Below are 18760 nucleotides of genomic sequence, written 5' to 3'. Positions count from 1 at the left end.
CCTTTTAAAAGCCTCCCTGCATGCCGCCCATAGCGGAAGGGTCCGGCGGAGGTTCAGGAGCAGGCACAATAAGCGTGTCACCCTCCTTTACACCTGACTTGAGTTCGACTCGATCTGGCGTATAAAATCCGAGTTCTACGGGCTTGAAAGTGCGCCCCCCTGGATTCGCAGCGTTATTGGCGGCAACATACACGCCATCCTGTCCCCCTTCGGATCTCAGCGCAGTCGCAGGTACAAACAGTACATTTTTGTGTACTCCCAAAATAACGGCCACATTCATAATCATGCCCGTTTTGAGCTTGCCTTTCGGGTCATGGACAGACAGTTCCATCAGATACGTCGTCATCCCTTCATCCGTAGAGGCTTCCGGTGAGACGAATTGCACCTTCCCTGGAAAAGATTCACCCGGATAGGCATTGGTAGTCAACACGGCTGAAAGACCCTTCTTTACTTTGACAATGTCGGTCTGACTTACCTTTACAACTACCTTAAGATCATTGGAATCCGAGTTATTCATGACAATGAATGGAGCGGTCGGACTAGTCCCCACATCCCCGTTCACCTTCAAGATCACTCCGTCCCAAGGTGCTGTGACCTGAAGCTTGTTCAATTCATTTTTCTTCTGCTCCAGTTCCGTCGCCTGTCTTCGAACCTCTATCCGTGAGGCTTGAATATTGGATGCATCAGCAGGAACCTGAATTTTGCGAAGCTCTGCCATTGCCGTACGATATCCGATTTCAGCTTCTGAAATGGTGCGACGTTTTTGCGACATGATTTTGCGGAACTGCAGATCCAGACCATCATAGTCCGTCTGTGCTTTATCCAGTGCTTGCTCTGCCTGCTCCAATTCACTGTTGGACACCGCACCGGCATCATGTAAAAACTTTTGGTCTTCATATGCCTTTCGCGCCTGTTCCAACAGCTTTTGGGAAGTTTTCTTCTGACTTTCGGCTTCTTCCAATTCAAATGATTCTTGCGCTGTATCGATAGCCATTTTGGCCCGAAGTACATTTGTCTTCTGAATTTCAATATCCTCTGCCTTCGGACCTTTTTCTAATTCAGCCAGCTTGGCTTTGGATATTTCCAAAGTATCAGACGCAGTCTGAATTTGCATTTTAATTTCTGAACTGTCCAGAAGAGCCAGCACCTGTCCTTTTTTCACCTTGTCCCCGGCTTTCACATTTACCGCTGCCAGCTTGTTATCACCTGCACTCGTGAAGTTTAACTTCACTTCCTTGGATGCTTGCACAGTGCCGGACGTGTCCAGCTTCTCACTCACATCGCCGCGCTCTACTTTAAGCGTCTCATCCTGAACTAAAGGTGCCTCCTGCTCCTTGGGCAGATTCAGATATACTGCCGCTCCGCCTCCACCTACAACCAGTAGAACAATTGCAGTCCATATCCACTTTTTTCTCCGTTTTTTCCGTAACTTGATTAAAGCATCATTTAAAACCGTTTCTGCCAACGCCGTTTCCTCCCTATGTGCTCCATGGCTTGTTCAACGTATACTCATTTTGATCCAACTCGATCGCCAGCTCTTCCATTTGCCGTTCAATCTGGTTCACTTTTAGCTGATTATTTTTCAACTCCGTCTCGATAATTAGACCTCTGGCCCACTTTTTGCGTGATAACTCCAAGGCCTCTTTTGCCGTACGCAAGCTTTCTTCCAGTTGTACGTATTTCTTTTGGTTTTCCTTAACCGTGGCATACAAATTGCGGAGTGATTCAGCAAAATCCTTTTGACCTTTGGCGAGCTCCTCTTTGGCTGTATCGACATCCATTTTAGCTAGATCGTAAGCACCTGCGCCGCTGTTAAAATCGAAGTATCTCACATTGAGCTCCGAAGTTTTGATACTATCCTCCAGCTTCCATAAATTCGGATTCATGTCTGTCAGCTGTTGTATATGTAATTCGATATCCAGTTTTTTGGGTTCCTTGTACACGGGTCGATCAACCAATTCATAAGCTGTTCCATTAGGCTGTCCCATAAGGAAGTTCAGAGCATCTCTGGATTTTTGCAACGCAATTTTCCCCTGCTCTACTGTTTGCTGAGCCTGGCTTCTGGCCTGTGTACTCTCGTTTTTCGTATACTCAGACAGCTTGCCGCGCGCAAATTTAGCAAGTGCAATCTTTTCCTCCGCTTGAGCAATTTCAAGCGCTTCCAGATCATTTTTCACCTGGTTTTCTGCTACAAACACACTTTGGTAGCTTTTCATCACATTAAAATAAATCTGGTCTTTGGCGAACTGCGCCTGCTTTTTGCTGGCTAGATAGGATAAGGTAGAGGAACTGTAATTCTTCCATGACGTTTCATCATCAACATACTCATTGTCTATAAAATCGACAGGTGAATTCCCCAGATCCTTTTCTGCATTTTTCAGTTCCATTCTGCGACGCTCTACGTCCCGTTCGGCGGTACGCGTATTGTAACTGTTCGTCTGTGCCCATTCCGCGGCCTGCTTGAGTGTCAATGTAGGTAAAGCCTGACCCGTTACGGATGATGTCTTCGATGTAGCCCCAGCGGATGGACTAACTGACGTACTTGATGCTACATTTCCTGATAAACTCTCAGCCTGTATAGTGGAGGCCAAGCCTGATGATAAGGACAATACAAGCAGCACGGCAGCCGCTTTTTGCTTCATAGATGAATCTCTCCCCTTTCGTGCGTTCTTCGAATCATTTCCATTCTTTTCGACATAAATTTCCACGAACTCTTTGCATTCTAATTGTACTTTCAGGTTTATGTTGGTACAAGGTGTCAAAACAATACATTTTTGTAACCTTTACTTCCTGATTACTCGCTTTATACTACTTTTCGTCCAATAAGACCTTGATTCAAGCTATTTTTACCTGAACTTTACCTAATTTTCAGCTAATTTTAAGGAAACCAACAGCATCTATTAAGGTTTGGAACATATACTAGAGAAAGAATAACAGCCGCTCACTGGGAGGGTTAATAGATGATAAAAGAATCTCGCATGACAACCACTAACGAACCGTCTGATTTGTGGATGACCCGCTTTTTACGTGAATCAGAACAAAAAAAGAAACAACTAATCCGGGAAGCCCGGAAAAATAACGATATACCACTGATGAACAGCATTTCTTTTCACCTTGCCCAACGGGATCAGCAGCATCTTATCGGATAAAATGACAAGTGAATCTTATGCTATAAATAACAGATTACCTCTAGTTATCTGCTTCGTATGCTAGATAAAAAAATCCGGGACAAATCGATAATTGATTTGTCCCGGATTTTTGTGATAATCAAATCTAATATAAAACCGCATAGCTTGTTCCGTTCCTATTCTTCCATCTCCGCTTGCGGATCATAGAGATATTGATCTAGTGGAATACGCCCGCTTTCATTAAAACGTATGCCTTCCTCCTCCAAATACAGACGCTGCAGGGATGCGGACTCATCCTCCTGCAAAGCAATCTCCCCCAAGCGGTTGACTACTCTATGCCAAGGAAGTCGGTGTTTTTGGCTCAATGTATGCAAAATTCGCACCACCTGCCTGGCACCTCTTGGGCTTCCGGCCTCTGCCGCAATTTGACCGTAAGTCATTACTTTTCCCTCAGGGATCAACAGTATAATTTGAAGCACACGGACAGTGAAAGGCTGCATGTTCTAATTCCTCCGTATTACTATTGCTTTTTCAATAATTATAGCACCTTGAACAGAGGCTAAAAACCCCTGCTCCTACGAATGCAAGAAGCAGGGGAAAACCCATCATTTAAATTTAGAATCCGCTCAGACCCTGCCTTTTTAAATCCTGTGCTACCAATCTGGCCAGTTCCCTTGCACCTTCATAGTTTGGATGGAGTGTATCGCCATTCATATACAAGGCCAGTGTAGCGTCTTTACCAATAGAAGTGAAATAAGCTGAGCTAAGAACATTCAGGTCGACTAAAGGCGTTTGTTCCTCTTGAGCCAGCGCCAAAATAGCGCTTCTATACCATCTATTTTCTGCGTTGTGTACATGGTTAGCATTAAAGTCAGTGGCTCGTCCTTGCGGAGTTGACAGGATTACCGTCGCCCCCTTGGCCTTAACCTGCCGGATCATATCCCGCATCCAGTCCTTAAACTCCGCTTCGCTTTCGTTATGCTTTGGATTGGTGTCATTAATGCCCAATTGGAGAATGAAATAATCCCCCGGCTTGATATATTGGACGATGGCCTCCAACTGACCGTCCTGGTGGAAGCCTCTAGCAATTTGGCCTCCTGACGCCATATTGCGAATTTGAAAAGTATTCGTGTTCACAAACTCTGGCAGCAGTTGACCCCATCCCGCCTGCACGCTGCTATCTAGCGGATAATAGTTACAAACCGTAGAATCTCCACCGATATAAATCGTTCGATTCGTAACCAGATTGCTAGATAATTGCTTGATTTCCAATGCACTGAGTGTGAAGACCGCGCCCTCTTTGCCTTCAGTAACCAGCAGATTTAGCTGTCCGTCTGTCACTGGAATTTGAAAGCGATCCTTGGCCCCATTCCCTGTCATATTAATGACCTGATACACCCCTTCAGCCGCAATACTCGAACGAGAGGTATCTCCTAAAGTAACCGACACCTCATACAAACCAGGAGGAAGAGCAACGTCAAAAGTATTCTCGCTTTTCGTACCTGTAGCCAGGAACCGTACCGCATCACTTGCTACTCCAGTCCCCGAAGCACTGACATTACGCATATTCTCAGGGGTACGAAAGCCATAGCCACGTGCTGAGTCATAGGACAGCGAAGCGCTCACTCCAGTATAACCCGTTTCCACCGTACCTCCACCAAAATCAAACTTGTACTCGCCAGCGGATGCATGTGCCTGGGTAGCTATGCCCACAACTGGTGCACCACATAAAAAAGCTGCTAAAAGCATACCAGTCAATCCTTTTTTCCACTTCATTCTTCATTCCTCCTCCAAATTTTTAATTGTATGAAGCAAAGACATTTCGTTTTTTGTAAGCGTATACATAAAATTCTACCCATTGTTGCAGGGGTATACCTATGTAATTCTTATGCAAAAGAAAAGTAGTTTATTCGTTAAGCTGAAACTTGTACTTGTACACAAAAAAGCTTCGCAGTTATAACTGCGAAGCTTTTTGAAGCATATTTCGTTATATCAAAATTACTACATTAATCCGCAACCAGAATTCCGTCAAAGCTCTCTGGACCTACTCGTACTGTACCCAGCAGGTTAGAAGAAACAAAAGCTGTATAAACCAATTGTGGTGTAATCGGCGGGTTAAAGTCATCGGCTGAGAACGCAATAACCTGTGGAGCTAATAAACTCAAACTAAAAGTAGACGTAGCCGAATAAACAACAGGGTCAGTGACCAGGGTACCTCTTACAATAGTGATCGTTATTCCGACTAAAGCAAGCGGAAGTTGAAGCGATATGGTTCCTTTAAGCAGAACCCGTGGCGTACCTGTAGCCCCCAGTGTGTTTAATCCGATCTGCCCGAACAATTGAGGCGTATTTAAAAGAGTGATCGGAATGGCAATAGAGTTAGCTGTCGAAGCGTTTTGGGATGTTCTTCCATCAATAAATGTTCCCATGGTTTCCCCTCCTCTCTCTACCAGATACTCATAGACTATGAAAAAGTTTGTTTTGTGCTTGGACTGAATAACTTGTAAAACACACAACTTCTGATGAATAGGCTAATGTGCAGCCCTTTCCCTGGCCCTGTGAATACACTAAACCAACACTGGGAAAGGAGGGATGTCATGTCTAATAAGTTTAGAGCCACCTTAAGGGGGGCTAATGAAGTGCCTCCTGTCAGAACAAATGCGACAGGAACAGCCGAATTCCGTTACCGTCCAACGAGCCAACAATTAAGCTTTGAACTGACTGTACGCAATATCTCACGGGTAACCGAAGCGCATATTCATCTGGGCCGAAGAGGTGAAAATGGCCCTGTTGTTGCTACACTGTTTGGTCCTTCGAAGTTTGGGATAACCGTTAGAAGAGGCGTCGTTAGCGGCGTGCTTCGTGCATGTGATCTTACCGGTCCGCTCAGAGGCAGAACCATTTATGATTTGGTGTGCCAAATTAGAGAGGGCAATGCCTACGTCAATGTCCACACTATCCGTCATCCGAACGGTGCCATCCGTGGACAGATTAGACGCGCACCTATCAAACGTTGCAAATAACGAATGAACATGAGTATAAAAAAGAACTTCCATGCCACTCATTTTGAGGCTATGGAAGTTCTTTTTAATTCAGGATTTTGCAAAATTCGATTCCAGTCGCTCCGAAGTGCAAGATATAGACGAACTAAACCATTTCGATCTATATCTTGTTCATTGGAAGTCGCTTATGGGATTTTTGCAAAATCCTCAATTCTTAACAAAAGTTAAGAAGTTCATAAGCGTTTCTTAAGCCGTTCCCTTTCAGGTTGTTAAGAACTTTATTTTTTAATAGAAGGAATTCAACAAGATATAGTTCAATCCTGAAAGGAAATGAAGCTTATGAAGACTAAGACCAAAGAAAAAATTCCCGAATTACAGTTGGTCAGAGCCATGGCGATTTTAGCCGTCTTGATGGTACATGCCACTTCTTATGCAACGGTTCAGCTTACAAATTCCAGCCTATATGTTGTATACAATGCCCTCAATGTGTTGATGAAGTATGGAACCCCCGTATTTATCGCGCTTAGCAGCATGGTGCTGTTCTACAACTACAAGGATCGTCCGATGGGACGACAGCTCTTAAGCCGCTTTTATAAGCAGAGATTGCTGTACATCCTCTTACCTTATGTCATGTTCTCTCTGTTTTATTTCATTCTGTCCCTTATGGCTGGCAGCTCCGAACCATGGAATATAGCCACACTTGCGAAGAGCTTTGCTCTGAAACTGGCCACAGGCAAAGCTTATACTCATTTATATTATATTTTTATCATGATGCAATTCTATCTCGCATTTCCATTCGTACTATGGCTGTTCCAGCGTTGTCGGCAACTTCCACAATGGTCTATTGTCCTTGGGCTGTTGGTACAGTGGTCATTTGTTATTGGAAATAAATTTCTATTTCAGGTTCAAAATAAGGGCAGTTGGGCACTGTCTTATATAGCCTGCTACATGCTGGGTGCTGCTCTCGGTTACTACTACCCACAGCTGAGAACGTGGTTTCTGATGCGTAAGGGGGAACGAAGTGTTGCCGGCGTGCTGACATGGATCGCAATTTGGGGTTTATGGCTGATTTCAGCCACCATGCATGTCTATATGTGGTACGAAAATAGAATGTACGGAATCTCGTACAATTCGCTAGTTTTTGAACTTATGTATAATATGTACAGCCTGTCTAGCACGCTGGTAATACTACAGATTTCCTTTTTAATGTTTAGACGACAACATTCCTTTGTCACTCGCAAACTGGAACGTCTGGGCACACTGTCGTTTGGTGTGTATCTGATTCATCCGTTCTTCCTGCTCCTGTATCGGCAGTTTTCACCACATATCGGTTCTCCGCAGCTTATTCATGCGTGGTATGCCGGAGGTTTTTTCTTTGCACTTCTTTGCTCTTGGCTCGTCGTGTCGATCATCTCCCGTTTCCTGCCATTTGCTTGGATCTTGTTCGGTCAACTACCAGAAATAGGAAAAAGAGAATTCAAGCAAGAAAACCGTATTTCTTCAACTGAAACAGCCCTATCCAAAGGCTGAAGACCTCAAGCAAGCGAACTGAGATGAGTGTCCATAGCCTCCATCTTTAAAAAGGTATATAATACGCCCATATTGTTTACTGCTGGAAAGAACAGAAAGGGTGCACAACCATGCATAACGGAACCATTTTATTAGTAGACGATGAACCTGAAATTATTAAGCTGATGCAAATTTATTTGGAAAATGAAGGATATCGACTGCTCATGGCACGGGACGGACTGGAAGCGCTGAAGCAAGTCAGTCGGGAATCGATAGATGTGATGGTGCTTGATGTGATGATGCCTAATATGGACGGGGTTGAAGCTTGCATGAAGATCAGGGAAACCGAGCATTTTCCGATTATTATGTTGTCTGCGAAGGGACAAGATATGGACAAAATCACAGGACTTAGCGTTGGAGCCGATGATTATGTCACTAAGCCGTTCAGCCCGTTGGAGCTGGTGGCACGCATCAAATCCCAGCTGCGCAGAGTACGGAAATATACCCACTCTTCCCCTGCATTGGAGCATGAAATGATACTGGACGAACTCACCATTAATTCTGCTACGCATGAGATCACTCTCGCCGGAGAATCCATTAAGCTGACCCCGCGCGAATTTGCGATTGTCGAGCTGTTGGCCCGTAATCGTGGTCAAGTACTGAGCATGGAGCAGATCTATGAAAAAGTGTGGAAAGAGCAATATCTGGAATCCAACAACACGCTGATGGTTCATGTGCGTAAAATTCGCGAGAAAATTGAGACTGATCCGAGAAAACCCAAATACCTGAAAACGGTGTGGGGCATCGGCTACAAAATGGAAAAATTCGATTAATGGAGGATTTACGTCTTGAAGGCAAAACGATATGACACGTTGGGATGGAAGCTGGCAGCCCTTAGCCTTGCTGCTTTCGCTCTAACCGGACTGATTTTGATGGTGTTTTATTATGGAGCATCCTTGCTGCTATGGCTGAACCCTTCCCGTTCATTTTTTGGCACCCGTCTGGTTCGCTGGACCGTAAATCACATTGGATCCCCACTGATCATGCTGGTGGGCGGGCTACCTACATATATCTATTTCTTCTTCCTTTTTACCAAAAATACGATTGGCTACCTTCGCGAAATTACGACGGGGATGCAGGAGTTTGCTGATGGAGATCTGTCCTATACGATTCCTGTTTCTTCAGCGGACGAGCTGGGTACCTTGGCAAAAAATATGAACACCATGGCGGACAAGCTCCGTCTCTCACTGGAAGAAGAACGGGCTTCCGCCAAAGCCAAAAACGACCTGATCACCGGCGTATCTCATGATCTTCGCACCCCGCTAACATCCGTGATCGGTTTTTTGGAATATATTGAAACCGACCGCTATCGGGATGAAATTGAGCTGCGCTATTATGTGAACATTGCTTATGAAAAGTCATTGACGCTTAAAAAGCTGATCGACGAGCTGTTTGAATACACGCGTGTGAGCGGTGGCAGTCTGCCACTGGAGCTGGAGCCTGTAGATCTCGGCAAATTGCTCACTCAGCTTGCTGAGGAATTTGTACCCTCGCTGGAACAGGTGGACATGTCCTACCGTGTCCGAATCGTCGAGCCTGTTCGGATTCTAGCCGATACCGACGAGCTGGTACGCCTGTATGAAAATTTGTTTTCCAACGCTATTCGATACGGAAAAGACGGCAAACGCCTCGATATCACCATAGGACGCGAAGACGACGAGGCGGTGGTAATCTGCACCAACTACGGCACCCCAATTCCTGCGGAAGATGTCCCGCACTTGTTTGAGCGGTTTTACCGGGTGGATAAATCACGTTCCAAGGAAACCGGAGGCACCGGACTGGGCCTTGCGATTACAAAAAGTATTACTGAGCTGCACGATGGCCGCATTTCGGTTAGGAGTAATCGCAGACAAACAGATTTTGAAACCCGTTTTCCCCTCTATCATGCTCGTTAGGCGGTCTACACGCTAGCCCACTAACAACGTATAGACGATGCCGGGTCCATGCACGCCAATCGTCAAATCATTTTCAATATCCGACGAGCGGCTCGGCCCAGTAATAAAATGAATGCCTGCGGGCAGTTGCTCACGCCCGATTTCGTCAAAGCGGCTTAGAATCTCGCCCAGTCGTGTTCGCAAGCGCTCTACGGGCAGAAGAATAATCAGTGCGGTTGGCAAAAGGCTTACTGCACGGCCTTTCTCCGGCGAGGATAGCACCGCTACCGAACCGGTGTAAGCAGCCGCTTCGTCGGCGATGACGATGCCAATATCCGCCTCGGCGGCGCGGGCCTTCCAATCCTCGACTGGATCGGTGTTCCACACCGATAAACGGACTTCCGGCAGCACCGATTCCAGCTGGAGCGCATCCAGGTCCGGCTCATTCTGCCGGACGATATAGGCCGCTCCCAGCTCTCGCGCTTTGAGCGCGATCCAGTCTGCGGTCTGCTCCAAACCTTGCAGACGCACGACATGCCCGCCAACACTTGTAAAGTTGGCGGTGAACTCCTCGATGCGCTGCTCCGCGCTCCATTCGAATTCGTGCCAAAATGCAGGTGCTCCGCGAAACGGCTGAACTGGCGGCTCCGTCTGTCGTGGGCGCTTGAGCCGCGTCGCGATGCCGTCCATAAAGCATACCTGCTTAGCACGCGATACTGCTTCCATTTGCTGAAGCCACGCTTCATGGGCCGTTTTTGCTTGCGCAGAAGGATTACTCTGTTCCCTCATGCTGCGTCCCTCCTTTACTTCTATCTGCCAAAATCTTCTCCATTCGGCTGAGAACATCCGGCTGCATCACGTTGCGTTCCTGCTCCAGTTTATGCTCCAACGTGTTCCATTGCTGACGAAAGGATTTTTTCGCCAGAGAGGGAGCTACGCGGTACGTATTCCATCCCTTTAGCGGGCCCAGCTTAAGGGTAATTTCGCCCTTACGGACGACCGCTTTCTGTGCAATCTGCCCTAGCCGAATCGCCGCTGCGAATCGCTTCGAGCTGGAAACCACTGTCGCAAAACCTTTCATTCCTGCCGTTTCCAGCTTATCTCCTTGTCCCGCCTCCACCTTACGTCTACGCAAATATACCAGCATATCATGCAGCGGTATTTTGACCGGACAGGCTTCATAACACGCACCACACAGACTGGACGCACTCGCAATATCGTTCCACTCTTTGATGTTGCCATGAAGGGCAGGCGTAAGCACTGCACCGATAGGGCCACTATATGTCCCGCCATACGCGTGCCCGCCGATGTGGCGGTACACCGGACAGGCATTCAGGCAAGCACCACAGCGAATGCAATTCAATAACTCTTGAAATTCGGGATTGCCTAGCTGTAGTGAGCGTCCGTTATCTACGATGATGATGTGCATTTCCTCCGGTCCATCAGCATCTTGGCTACGCCGGGGGCCTGAAATTCCAGACATGTACATGGTCAGCTTCTGTCCGGTAGCGGATCGTGGCAGTAATGTAGCCATGACCTCCAAATCCGTCCAGGATGGAATAATCCGTTCCATGCCCATCAGCGTAATTTGCGTTTTGGGCAAAGTGGATACCATTCGTGCGTTGCCTTCATTTTCAAACAGGACCATGGAGCCTGTCTCGGCGATGGCAAAATTACACCCGGTCATGCCAATATCCGCTTCTAGAAACTTTTCACGCAGTTTTTTGCGGACAAAGCCTGCCAAAATCGTCGTATCCGCGGACAGTTTCTCCCCTGCTTCTTTGGACAGCAGCTCGGCAATCTGATAGCGGTTTTTGTGAATCGCCGGAATGACGATATGAGACGGGGGCTCTCCTGCCAGTTGAATAATATATTCACCGAGGTCACTTTCAATCGTCTCGATATCCGCACCCTCCAGCGCCTGATTCAAATGTAACTCCTCCGACACCATCGACTTGGATTTGACGACGGAACGAGCTTGGCTATGCGCAGCAATATCCAGTGTAATACGTACGGCATCGGCTGCTGTGTCGGCAAAATGGATATGCACCCCGTTGGCGCGGGCATTTTCTACAAATAGATTTAAGTAATAGTCCAGATGGGCAATGGTATGAAGACGAATTTGACGGCCCCGTTCACGCCATTCCTCCCAATTTCCATGCTGCTCTGAGGCCACCCGCTTGCCGTTGCGCAGACGCTCGGTAGTGAAACGAACTGCATTCCGCAGAAAATCATCATTGAGGGCCAGCTCTGCGCGTTTCTTGACCTTTTGGTTCATGGAATGTGAATGTACGGCGGTCATGCGTGCTTCACCCCTTCGTACAGCAGCTCAGCCAGATGCATAACCCGAACTGGCTCTTGCCGATACCGGAGATTTCCGGCAATGTTCATCAAGCAAGCCATGTCTAGTCCGACCAGTACCTCGGCTTCGGTCTCCCTGATGTGGTCCACTTTTTCAGTCACCATCGCTCCCGAAATATCCGGCATTTTCACCGCGAAAGTCCCGCCAAAGCCACAGCAGTCCTCAGCAAAGGGCAGTGGTACTAATTGCAGCCCCTTTACACTGTCAAGCAGCTTCATCGGTTCCTCCTTCACGCCGAGCAAACGTGTGCCATGGCAAGACGGATGGTAGGTTACCGTATGCGGAAAAGACGCGCCCACATCGGTCACGCCAAGCACCTGCACCATAAATTGCGTAAACTCATACGTCTTTTGCTCCAGCCTCCGTGCCGAATCGAGCCATTCGGGTTCATCCTTAAACAACTCCGGGTAATGATGAATCATATATGTGCAAGAGCCGGAAGGAGATACGACAAAATCGCTATCGTTAAACGCTTTCAAAATCGTTTTGGCCGCAGCCCTCGTTTCATCCCAATAGCCGCTGTTATAGGACGGCTGTCCGCAGCATGTCTGCACCTTCGGAAAATCCAGCTGAACACCATATCTGGCAAGCAAGCGTGCCATCGCTTCCCCCACCTTGGGATAAATCGCATCACTCAGGCAGGTAATAAATAAAGATACCTTCATACGGAACACCCCTTCCGTCCATGGAATTGCTATTACTTTATAACTGAAAAGTTACCTTTAGTGTCACTGTGCAGTCGGATGTTGCTTCCCATCGCTGTTGCCCCCAGATTTTTTACTCAATGCTAAAAATCCGGGGAAGTGATAATTTAGAAGCTTGCAGCGGGATTCTCACTTATAACTTTTTTACATCATCAAAGAATCCCCCTGCAACAGCGATCGTAAGATTAAATGAAACGCAAAGCGGCCTTCACCTTGGAAACTCCCCGCTTTATACAACCGTAATTGGAATCGCCAGCTCCGCCAGTTGACTGCGAATCGGGTCCGACAACCGTGAATCTGTAATGATCTCGGACACTTGCGACAGGTTCACGACATGCGTAAACGCCTGTTGCCCAAATTTGCTCGCATCCGCCAGTAAAATCACACGGTCTGCAATGCTGACCATTTTCTGCTTCAAACGAGCTTGCAGTTCATTCGATTCGCTAATACCGCGATCCAGATGAACCCCTTGGCTGGAGAAAAACAATTTATCCACATAATAGGTTTCTAGTGAACGCTCTGCGAGCGGGCCTACATATGACAACGAGCGTTGAAGCAACTGCCCCCCCGTCGAAATGACCTCGATTTTTTCCTTACCCGCCAGCTCTGTAGCTACCCGAATCGAATTTGTTAATATTGTCAAAGGAATATCCGGTAGGCTTGACGCCATATACCAGGCGGTTGTGCTAGCATCCAGCAAAATACGATCATTCGGCTGAATCTGCTTGACTGCTTCTTCGGCAATCCTACGCTTTTCCTCTGCGTTCATAATTTCCCGTACCGCATAGGGCGTTTCAGGTTGCTCGTTTTTGACACTGACCGCTCCCCCATGCGAACGGCGCAGTCGTCCCGCCTGCTCCAGGCGGTCCAGATCACGGCGGATCGTTTCCTCCGTTACTTTGCACAACTCACTCAATTCGGACACCCGTATGCTCCCTTTTTCATTAACGAGCTGCACAATCATCTCATATCTTTCTGCGACCAGCATGGCAATCTCACTCCACATCTTTAATGTACAAAAAGTCCCGCCACTCGCCGGAATTGCCCGTAGGCATCCTCCCACGCTTCTGACTCGGCAGGTTCATATTCCTCCACGGAAATAGAATCTGCGATGACCCGGCGTGCTTCCCATATATCGGCGAACTTTCCCTGTGTCATCCATTGTACCGCAAGATTGCCGATTGCGCTCGCTTCTGCGGGTCCAGCCCACACGGGTTTTTGAATTGAATTGGCCGTCCATTGGCACAGCAAGCGATTTTGAATCCCTCCTCCGACCATATGCAAACCATTAAACCGCTGTCCTGACACCTGCTCTGTAAGCTCCAAAATGTAACGATACTTTAACGCCAGACTCTCCAAAATACAGCGCGTAATCTCTCCCGGCGTCTCCGGCAACGGCTGCCCAGTGTTGCGGCAATATTGACGGATACGTGTTTTCATATCCCCGGCGTGCAGAAACAGTTCATCGTCCGGATCAATCAAAGAAGTGAATGCTGGAGCCTGTTCTGCCATATGAACCAGTTCAGGGAAGGAATAGGAGCTTCCCTGCCGCTCCCACTCTCTACGCGCCTCCTGTAAAATCCACAATCCCATGATATTTTTAAGCAGTCTGTAAGTTCGACCGACCCCACCTTCGTTCGTAAAATTAAAACGAAGCGTATCGTCATTGATTACAGGCTGTGCCGTTTCCGTTCCCATCAGGGACCATGTTCCGCAGCTCAAGTACGCAAACGAGCGCTCCAGCGCAGGTACGGCAGCCACAGCAGATCCTGTATCGTGCTCTGCTACTGCAATCACAGGAATCGCCCCAATGCCCAGATCGGTCATGACCGACGAGCGGATCGTTCCTACAACATTTCCTGGCTCTAGGACCTCACCAAACCAGGAACGGGGGATATCGATTCCAGACAAAAGCTCTTCATCCCATTTTTGCTGCAACGGATTATATAATTGCGTGCTGGTCGCATTCGAAAACTCATTGTACATTTCACCTGTCAGAAAATACCGCAGCAGATCTGGAATCATCAAGAAATGCTTTGCCTGCTCCAGCAACGGTGAACTCGCCTTTCGCATAGCAGCCAGCTGATAAATCGTGTTAAACGTCAAAAATTGAATGCCTGTACGCTGAAAAATGGACTCTTTCCCTAGCCGTCCCTGTATTTCTTCCATCACCCCCTGGGTGTGCCAATCCCGATAATGATAAGGGTTGCCTAGCAGTTCTCCGGTTTCCCCAATCAATCCAAAATCGACCGCCCAAGAGTCAATCGCAAGACTGGACGGATTCACTCCCATATGTCTGGCTTTGAGCAAACCTTGCTGAACCTCGTGATACAGACGCAACAGATCCCAGTGCAGACGTTCCCCAACTTTGACCGGATCATTCGAAAAGCGATGGATTTCCTCCACCACGATACGTGAATCTGTCAATTCTCCGAGTAGAACCCTGCCACTGCTTGCCCCCAAATCATAAGCGAGGATACTCACCAGCTTGCACCACCCTTGCCTCTTTGTAAAATCTGCGTGCCATAATTAGATGCCAAGTAGGCTTTCATCGGGTCTGTAGGTAATCCCTGCTCTTCACGGATCGCTCTGAGCAATGGTGCCACATCAAACTCAAACGCCTGGCGTACAGCATCCTCTGCACCCAGCACATCCTGGCGGTTTGCTGCATCTTCCACCTCTGCATGATTAATCAAGAGTGCCTTTGCATATTGAGTCTGTACATTCAACACGGAGCGAATCATGGCCGGGATTTTGGATTCAATATTGTGCGACTGATCAATCAAGTATGCGATTTTGTCCACGGTTTGGCGGATATCAGCTTCTACATCCTGAGCGGCATTTAAAATTTGATAAAAGATTAGAAATAACTCATACGGATTGGTAGAACCTACAATCAGATCATCATCTGCATATTTATAGCTATTAAAATGGAACCCACCTAGTCGCTGCTCATCAATTAGAAACGCGACAATATGCTCCACGTTGGCTCCCGGCAGATGATGCCCTGTATCCACCAGCACCTGTGCCTGCGGCCCCAGCTTGGTTGCGTAATTGTACGCCATGCCCCAATCGGCAATATCCGTATGATAAAAGGCTGGCTCGAACGCCTTGTATTCAATCAGCATGCGCATGTCAGGTGTGAGCGCCTTATACATTTCACTGAGCGCTTCCAGCATCCAATTTTTCCGTTTGCGAATATCCCCCTGACCGGGATAATTCGTTCCGTCTGCGAACCATAAGCTAAAATCGTTAGAGCCCGTTTCCTTCGCAATATCCACGCATTCCAGCAAATGGTTGATGGCCTTACGGCGGATGGCCGGGTCTACATTGGTGACACTGCCGAGCATGTAGTCCTCATCTTGAAACAAATTGGGATTCACGGCCCCAATCTGCAAACCGAGGCTTTCGGCATGACCGCGAAGCTTGCCGTAATTGTCCACTGTATCCCACGGAATGTGGATCGCAACGGATGGACATAAGCCTGTCACAGCATGAACCTGCGCGGCATCCTCCAACTTTTCGAACGGATCACGCGGGACGCCTGTTTTCTGAAAGACTTTAAACCGTGTACCTGAGTCGCCATATCCCCAGGATGGTGTTTCTATGCTAAGCGCTTTCAGCTTTGCCTTTACTTGCTCCAGGTCAATGCCCCGTTGTTGCTGTTGCTCCTCGAATAAGGCGTACGCTTTGTCACTCATCGTGGTTCCTCCTTGGAAAATAAAGTGAGTTACGGGGGGGGAGGCCGCTTCGCGTGCGGATTGTTCTTCCGATCGCTGTTGCAACGGGATTTTTCATTTTATAACACATGATAAGGTTAAAATCCCGTTGCAAAGGCGAACACTTCGTTTCTTCGGAACAATTCCGCCCGCTACGCTGCTGACCACCCATAAAGTCACTTCTATTTTTAAAGTGTTAGTGTGTATATAAAGGATGAGAACACGTAAATACGTTACATTGCTTATTTACGTGTTTTCCAAAGTGTTTTACAACCCTTCGAAACTATCGTCATGTGGCTTACATAGGTTCATTTTAATTCGGCTAGCGTGTAAATGCTGCGGGGACGCCACCGTCGATGGTCAGCATACAGCCTGTCGTTTTCTCTGCCTTGGATGAGGCGAAAAAGGCAATGCCCTCGGCGATATCCTGCGGATAAATGTTAACCAGCAGCGTCGTCCGTTTGCGGTAATGCTCCTCCAGTTGGTCGGGCTCGATGCCGTAGGCGGCAGCGCGCTCGTTGCGCCAATTGGAGTTCCAAATTGTCGAGCCTTGCAGAATGGCATCCGGCAAAATGGTGTTCACACGGATGCCATATTCACCGCCTTCTGCGGCAATACAACGGGCTAAATGTGCTTCCAGCGCCTTGACCGAGCTATAGGCCGTTACATTTTTACCTGCGTAGACCGAGTTTTTGGAACCGACGAACACCATGCTACCGCCAAGTGTCTGCTCCTTCATGAGCTTGAACGCTTCTCGTGCAACCAGAAAATAACCCGTTCCCAGCACATTCACATTTAAATTCCATTCCTTTAACGATGTTTCATCGAACGGACTGGATGTAGCAAGGCCTGCATTGTTGACGATGATATCTACACCGCCATAGGTCAATGCCGTTTCTGCATAGGCAGCCTGAATCTGCTCCTCCTGCGTCACATCCATTTTTACGGCGATGGCACGGTTTTCTCCGTAGCTGCTATTTATCTCTGCGGCTACCTTTTGCGCGCCTTCCAGATTCAGATCTGCCAGTACGACATGTGCACCTTCATCCACCAAGCGACGTGCGGTTGCACTGCCAATCCCGCCTGCACCGCCTGTAATGAACGCAATTTTACGGGAAAATTCAGCTTCTGCTGGTGCGAGTGACAGCTTATAAAGCTCCAGCGGCCAGTATTCCACGTTGTATGACTCGTTCTCGCTGAGTGAAACAAACTCTCCTAACGCCGTTGCTCCTCGCATGACAGCAATAGCACGATGATACAAGGCGCCGCTTATCTGTGCGTTGCTCCAGCTTTTTCCTGTGTTGATCATACCAATACCCGGAATCAAAATTACACGTGGCGCAGCCTCAAACATAACATCTCCCTCATGCCGATTGCGCTCGAAATAAGCTTGATACTGTTCCTTAGAGGACGCTATACCCTCAGCGAGCTTAACTTTCAAGCCCTCTACATCCTCCACATTCGGTGTCCAATCTACATAGAGTGGCTTCATCTTGGTATGAACCAGATGATCCGGGCATGCTGCCCCAACCTGGGATAAAACAGCAGAATCTCGGCCGTTCACAAACTCCAACACATCCTCCGCGTCATCAAAGGTGAGGATCATCTTTTTCTCATCACTGACTGCACCCCGGACGGATGGCATAACTTGGGCCGCAATGCTTCGGCGCTCTTCAGAAGTAAGCGCTTTATATTTTACGCCTCCAAACGCCTGCTTTTCCTCTTGACGAGCTTTAATATAGCTTTCTGCTTCTTGAATGATTTCGATTGTTTTCGCATAAGCCGCTTCGGATGTGTCTCCCCACGTAACCAGACCATGCTTTTCCATCAATACCAATTCAGCTTGTGGATGATCGATTACACCTTGGGCAATCATTTTCGACAGCTTAAAGCCAGGACGGATATAAGGCACCCATACAAAACGGTCACCGAAGATTTCCTTAGCCATTTCCTTACCGTTGTGCGCACAACACAAGCTAATAATCGCGTCTGGGTGTGTATGATCGACATGTGTAAAAGGCAGAAAAGCATGCAATAGCGTCTCAATTGAAGCCCGTGGATGCTTGGCATCTATCATACAGTTCGCCAAATATGCGACCATATCCTCGTCAGACATATCTCCCCTTTCAAATAAAGGACGAATATCCTCCATACGAAGCCCTGTGAAGTTATGCGCTTTCATTGTTGCGAGATCGGAACCGCTGCCCTTAACGTACATCACTTCTACTTCACGCCCACGAAAATCTGGTATCATCGTTTTGGCTGAAGTGTTACCGCCTCCCCAGTTGCACACACTCCTATCTGTGCCAATCAGGTTAGAACGGTATACGAGCTCTTCCAGCGTGCTTTTCTGCTCAGATGCTTGTGAAGAAATCCACAGACTTTGTACCATAGGAAAAAGA

Annotated in this window: 17 protein-coding genes; 5 read left to right on the top strand and 12 right to left on the bottom strand. The window is 47.7% G+C overall.

Annotation, left to right across the window (positions count from 1 at the left end; genetic code table 11):
• Positions 1 to 4 precede the first annotated feature (4 nt).
• Positions 5 to 1465 (bottom strand): efflux RND transporter periplasmic adaptor subunit, encoded by a 1461-nt coding sequence (locus ACYCSE_RS21375; protein WP_459699780.1) that lies wholly within the window; start codon positions 1463 to 1465, stop codon positions 5 to 7.
• 13 nt (positions 1466 to 1478) lie between these two features.
• Entirely contained in the window at positions 1479 to 2642 is a 1164-nt protein-coding gene (locus tag ACYCSE_RS21370) for a TolC family protein (protein ID WP_459699778.1), read from the bottom strand.
• 318 nt (positions 2643 to 2960) lie between these two features.
• Between ACYCSE_RS21370 and ACYCSE_RS21365 the strand changes: the two genes are divergently transcribed.
• A complete protein-coding gene (locus tag ACYCSE_RS21365) occupies positions 2961 to 3149 on the top strand; it encodes a hypothetical protein (RefSeq protein WP_013370989.1) in 189 nt (62 codons plus the stop codon).
• Between the two features lie 155 nt (positions 3150 to 3304).
• Here the strand turns inward: ACYCSE_RS21365 and ACYCSE_RS21360 are convergent, their stop codons facing one another.
• From ACYCSE_RS21360 to ACYCSE_RS21350, 3 genes are all read right to left on the bottom strand, one after another.
• A complete protein-coding gene (locus ACYCSE_RS21360) occupies positions 3305 to 3628 on the bottom strand; it encodes an MGMT family protein (RefSeq protein ID WP_459699775.1) in 324 nt (107 codons plus the stop codon).
• Positions 3629 to 3743: 115 nt separating this feature from the next.
• Positions 3744 to 4904 (bottom strand): rhamnogalacturonan acetylesterase, encoded by a 1161-nt coding sequence (locus ACYCSE_RS21355; RefSeq protein WP_459699773.1) that lies wholly within the window; start codon positions 4902 to 4904, stop codon positions 3744 to 3746.
• A 230-nt stretch (positions 4905 to 5134) separates the two neighbouring features.
• Entirely contained in the window at positions 5135 to 5557 is a 423-nt protein-coding gene (locus ACYCSE_RS21350; protein WP_023988436.1) for a hypothetical protein, read from the bottom strand.
• Between the two features lie 168 nt (positions 5558 to 5725).
• Here ACYCSE_RS21350 and ACYCSE_RS21345 point away from each other — a divergent pair, with 168 nt between their 5' ends.
• The 4 genes from ACYCSE_RS21345 to ACYCSE_RS21330 all read left to right on the top strand — a co-directional run bounded on the left by ACYCSE_RS21345 (position 5726) and on the right by ACYCSE_RS21330 (position 9594).
• On the top strand, positions 5726 to 6151 hold the full coding sequence (locus ACYCSE_RS21345; protein WP_023988435.1) for a CHRD domain-containing protein: 426 nt from the start codon (positions 5726 to 5728) through the stop codon (positions 6149 to 6151).
• Positions 6152 to 6469: 318 nt separating this feature from the next.
• Positions 6470 to 7660, top strand: coding sequence for an acyltransferase (locus tag ACYCSE_RS21340; RefSeq protein WP_459699770.1), 1191 nt, complete (start codon positions 6470 to 6472; stop codon positions 7658 to 7660).
• 110 nt (positions 7661 to 7770) lie between these two features.
• Positions 7771 to 8472 carry a response regulator transcription factor gene (locus tag ACYCSE_RS21335; RefSeq protein WP_459699768.1) on the top strand — a complete coding sequence of 234 codons (702 nt, stop codon included), beginning with the start codon at positions 7771 to 7773 and terminating at the stop codon, positions 8470 to 8472.
• Positions 8473 to 8487: 15 nt separating this feature from the next.
• The gene (locus ACYCSE_RS21330; RefSeq protein WP_459699765.1) at positions 8488 to 9594 is read left to right on the top strand and encodes a sensor histidine kinase; all 1107 of its coding nucleotides are present in this window, start codon (positions 8488 to 8490) and stop codon (positions 9592 to 9594) included.
• Between the two features lie 12 nt (positions 9595 to 9606).
• On the opposite strand, the gene ACYCSE_RS21325 is transcribed toward ACYCSE_RS21330, so the two are convergent.
• The 7 genes from ACYCSE_RS21325 to ACYCSE_RS21295 form a co-directional block, all read right to left on the bottom strand.
• Positions 9607 to 10362, bottom strand: a complete 756-nt coding sequence (locus ACYCSE_RS21325; protein ID WP_459699763.1) for a LutC/YkgG family protein — start codon at positions 10360 to 10362, stop codon at positions 9607 to 9609.
• Positions 10346 to 11875: a LutB/LldF family L-lactate oxidation iron-sulfur protein gene (locus ACYCSE_RS21320; protein ID WP_459699761.1), complete on the bottom strand. Its 1530-nt coding sequence runs from the start codon at positions 11873 to 11875 to the stop codon at positions 10346 to 10348. Before ACYCSE_RS21320 ends, ACYCSE_RS21325 begins: the two co-directional genes overlap by 17 nt.
• On the bottom strand, positions 11872 to 12600 hold the full coding sequence (locus tag ACYCSE_RS21315; protein ID WP_459699759.1) for a (Fe-S)-binding protein: 729 nt from the start codon (positions 12598 to 12600) through the stop codon (positions 11872 to 11874). Before ACYCSE_RS21315 ends, ACYCSE_RS21320 begins: the two co-directional genes overlap by 4 nt.
• A gap of 268 nt (positions 12601 to 12868) precedes the next feature.
• Positions 12869 to 13627 carry a DeoR/GlpR family DNA-binding transcription regulator gene (locus ACYCSE_RS21310; protein ID WP_322161953.1) on the bottom strand — a complete coding sequence of 253 codons (759 nt, stop codon included), beginning with the start codon at positions 13625 to 13627 and terminating at the stop codon, positions 12869 to 12871.
• A 20-nt stretch (positions 13628 to 13647) separates the two neighbouring features.
• Complete coding sequence (rhaB, locus tag ACYCSE_RS21305; protein ID WP_459699756.1) at positions 13648 to 15123, bottom strand: rhamnulokinase; 1476 nt, start codon at positions 15121 to 15123, stop codon at positions 13648 to 13650.
• Positions 15120 to 16340, bottom strand: a complete 1221-nt coding sequence (gene rhaI, locus ACYCSE_RS21300; RefSeq protein ID WP_069291829.1) for an L-rhamnose isomerase — start codon at positions 16338 to 16340, stop codon at positions 15120 to 15122. Before rhaI ends, rhaB begins: the two co-directional genes overlap by 4 nt.
• 340 nt (positions 16341 to 16680) lie before the next feature.
• Positions 16681 to 18750 (bottom strand): bifunctional aldolase/short-chain dehydrogenase, encoded by a 2070-nt coding sequence (locus ACYCSE_RS21295; RefSeq protein WP_459699753.1) that lies wholly within the window; start codon positions 18748 to 18750, stop codon positions 16681 to 16683.
• Between the last annotated feature and the right edge of the window lie 10 nt (positions 18751 to 18760).

The organism is Paenibacillus sp. SEL1 (genome assembly GCF_054602535.1).
This window is presented reverse-complemented; position numbering and strand designations above follow the sequence as displayed.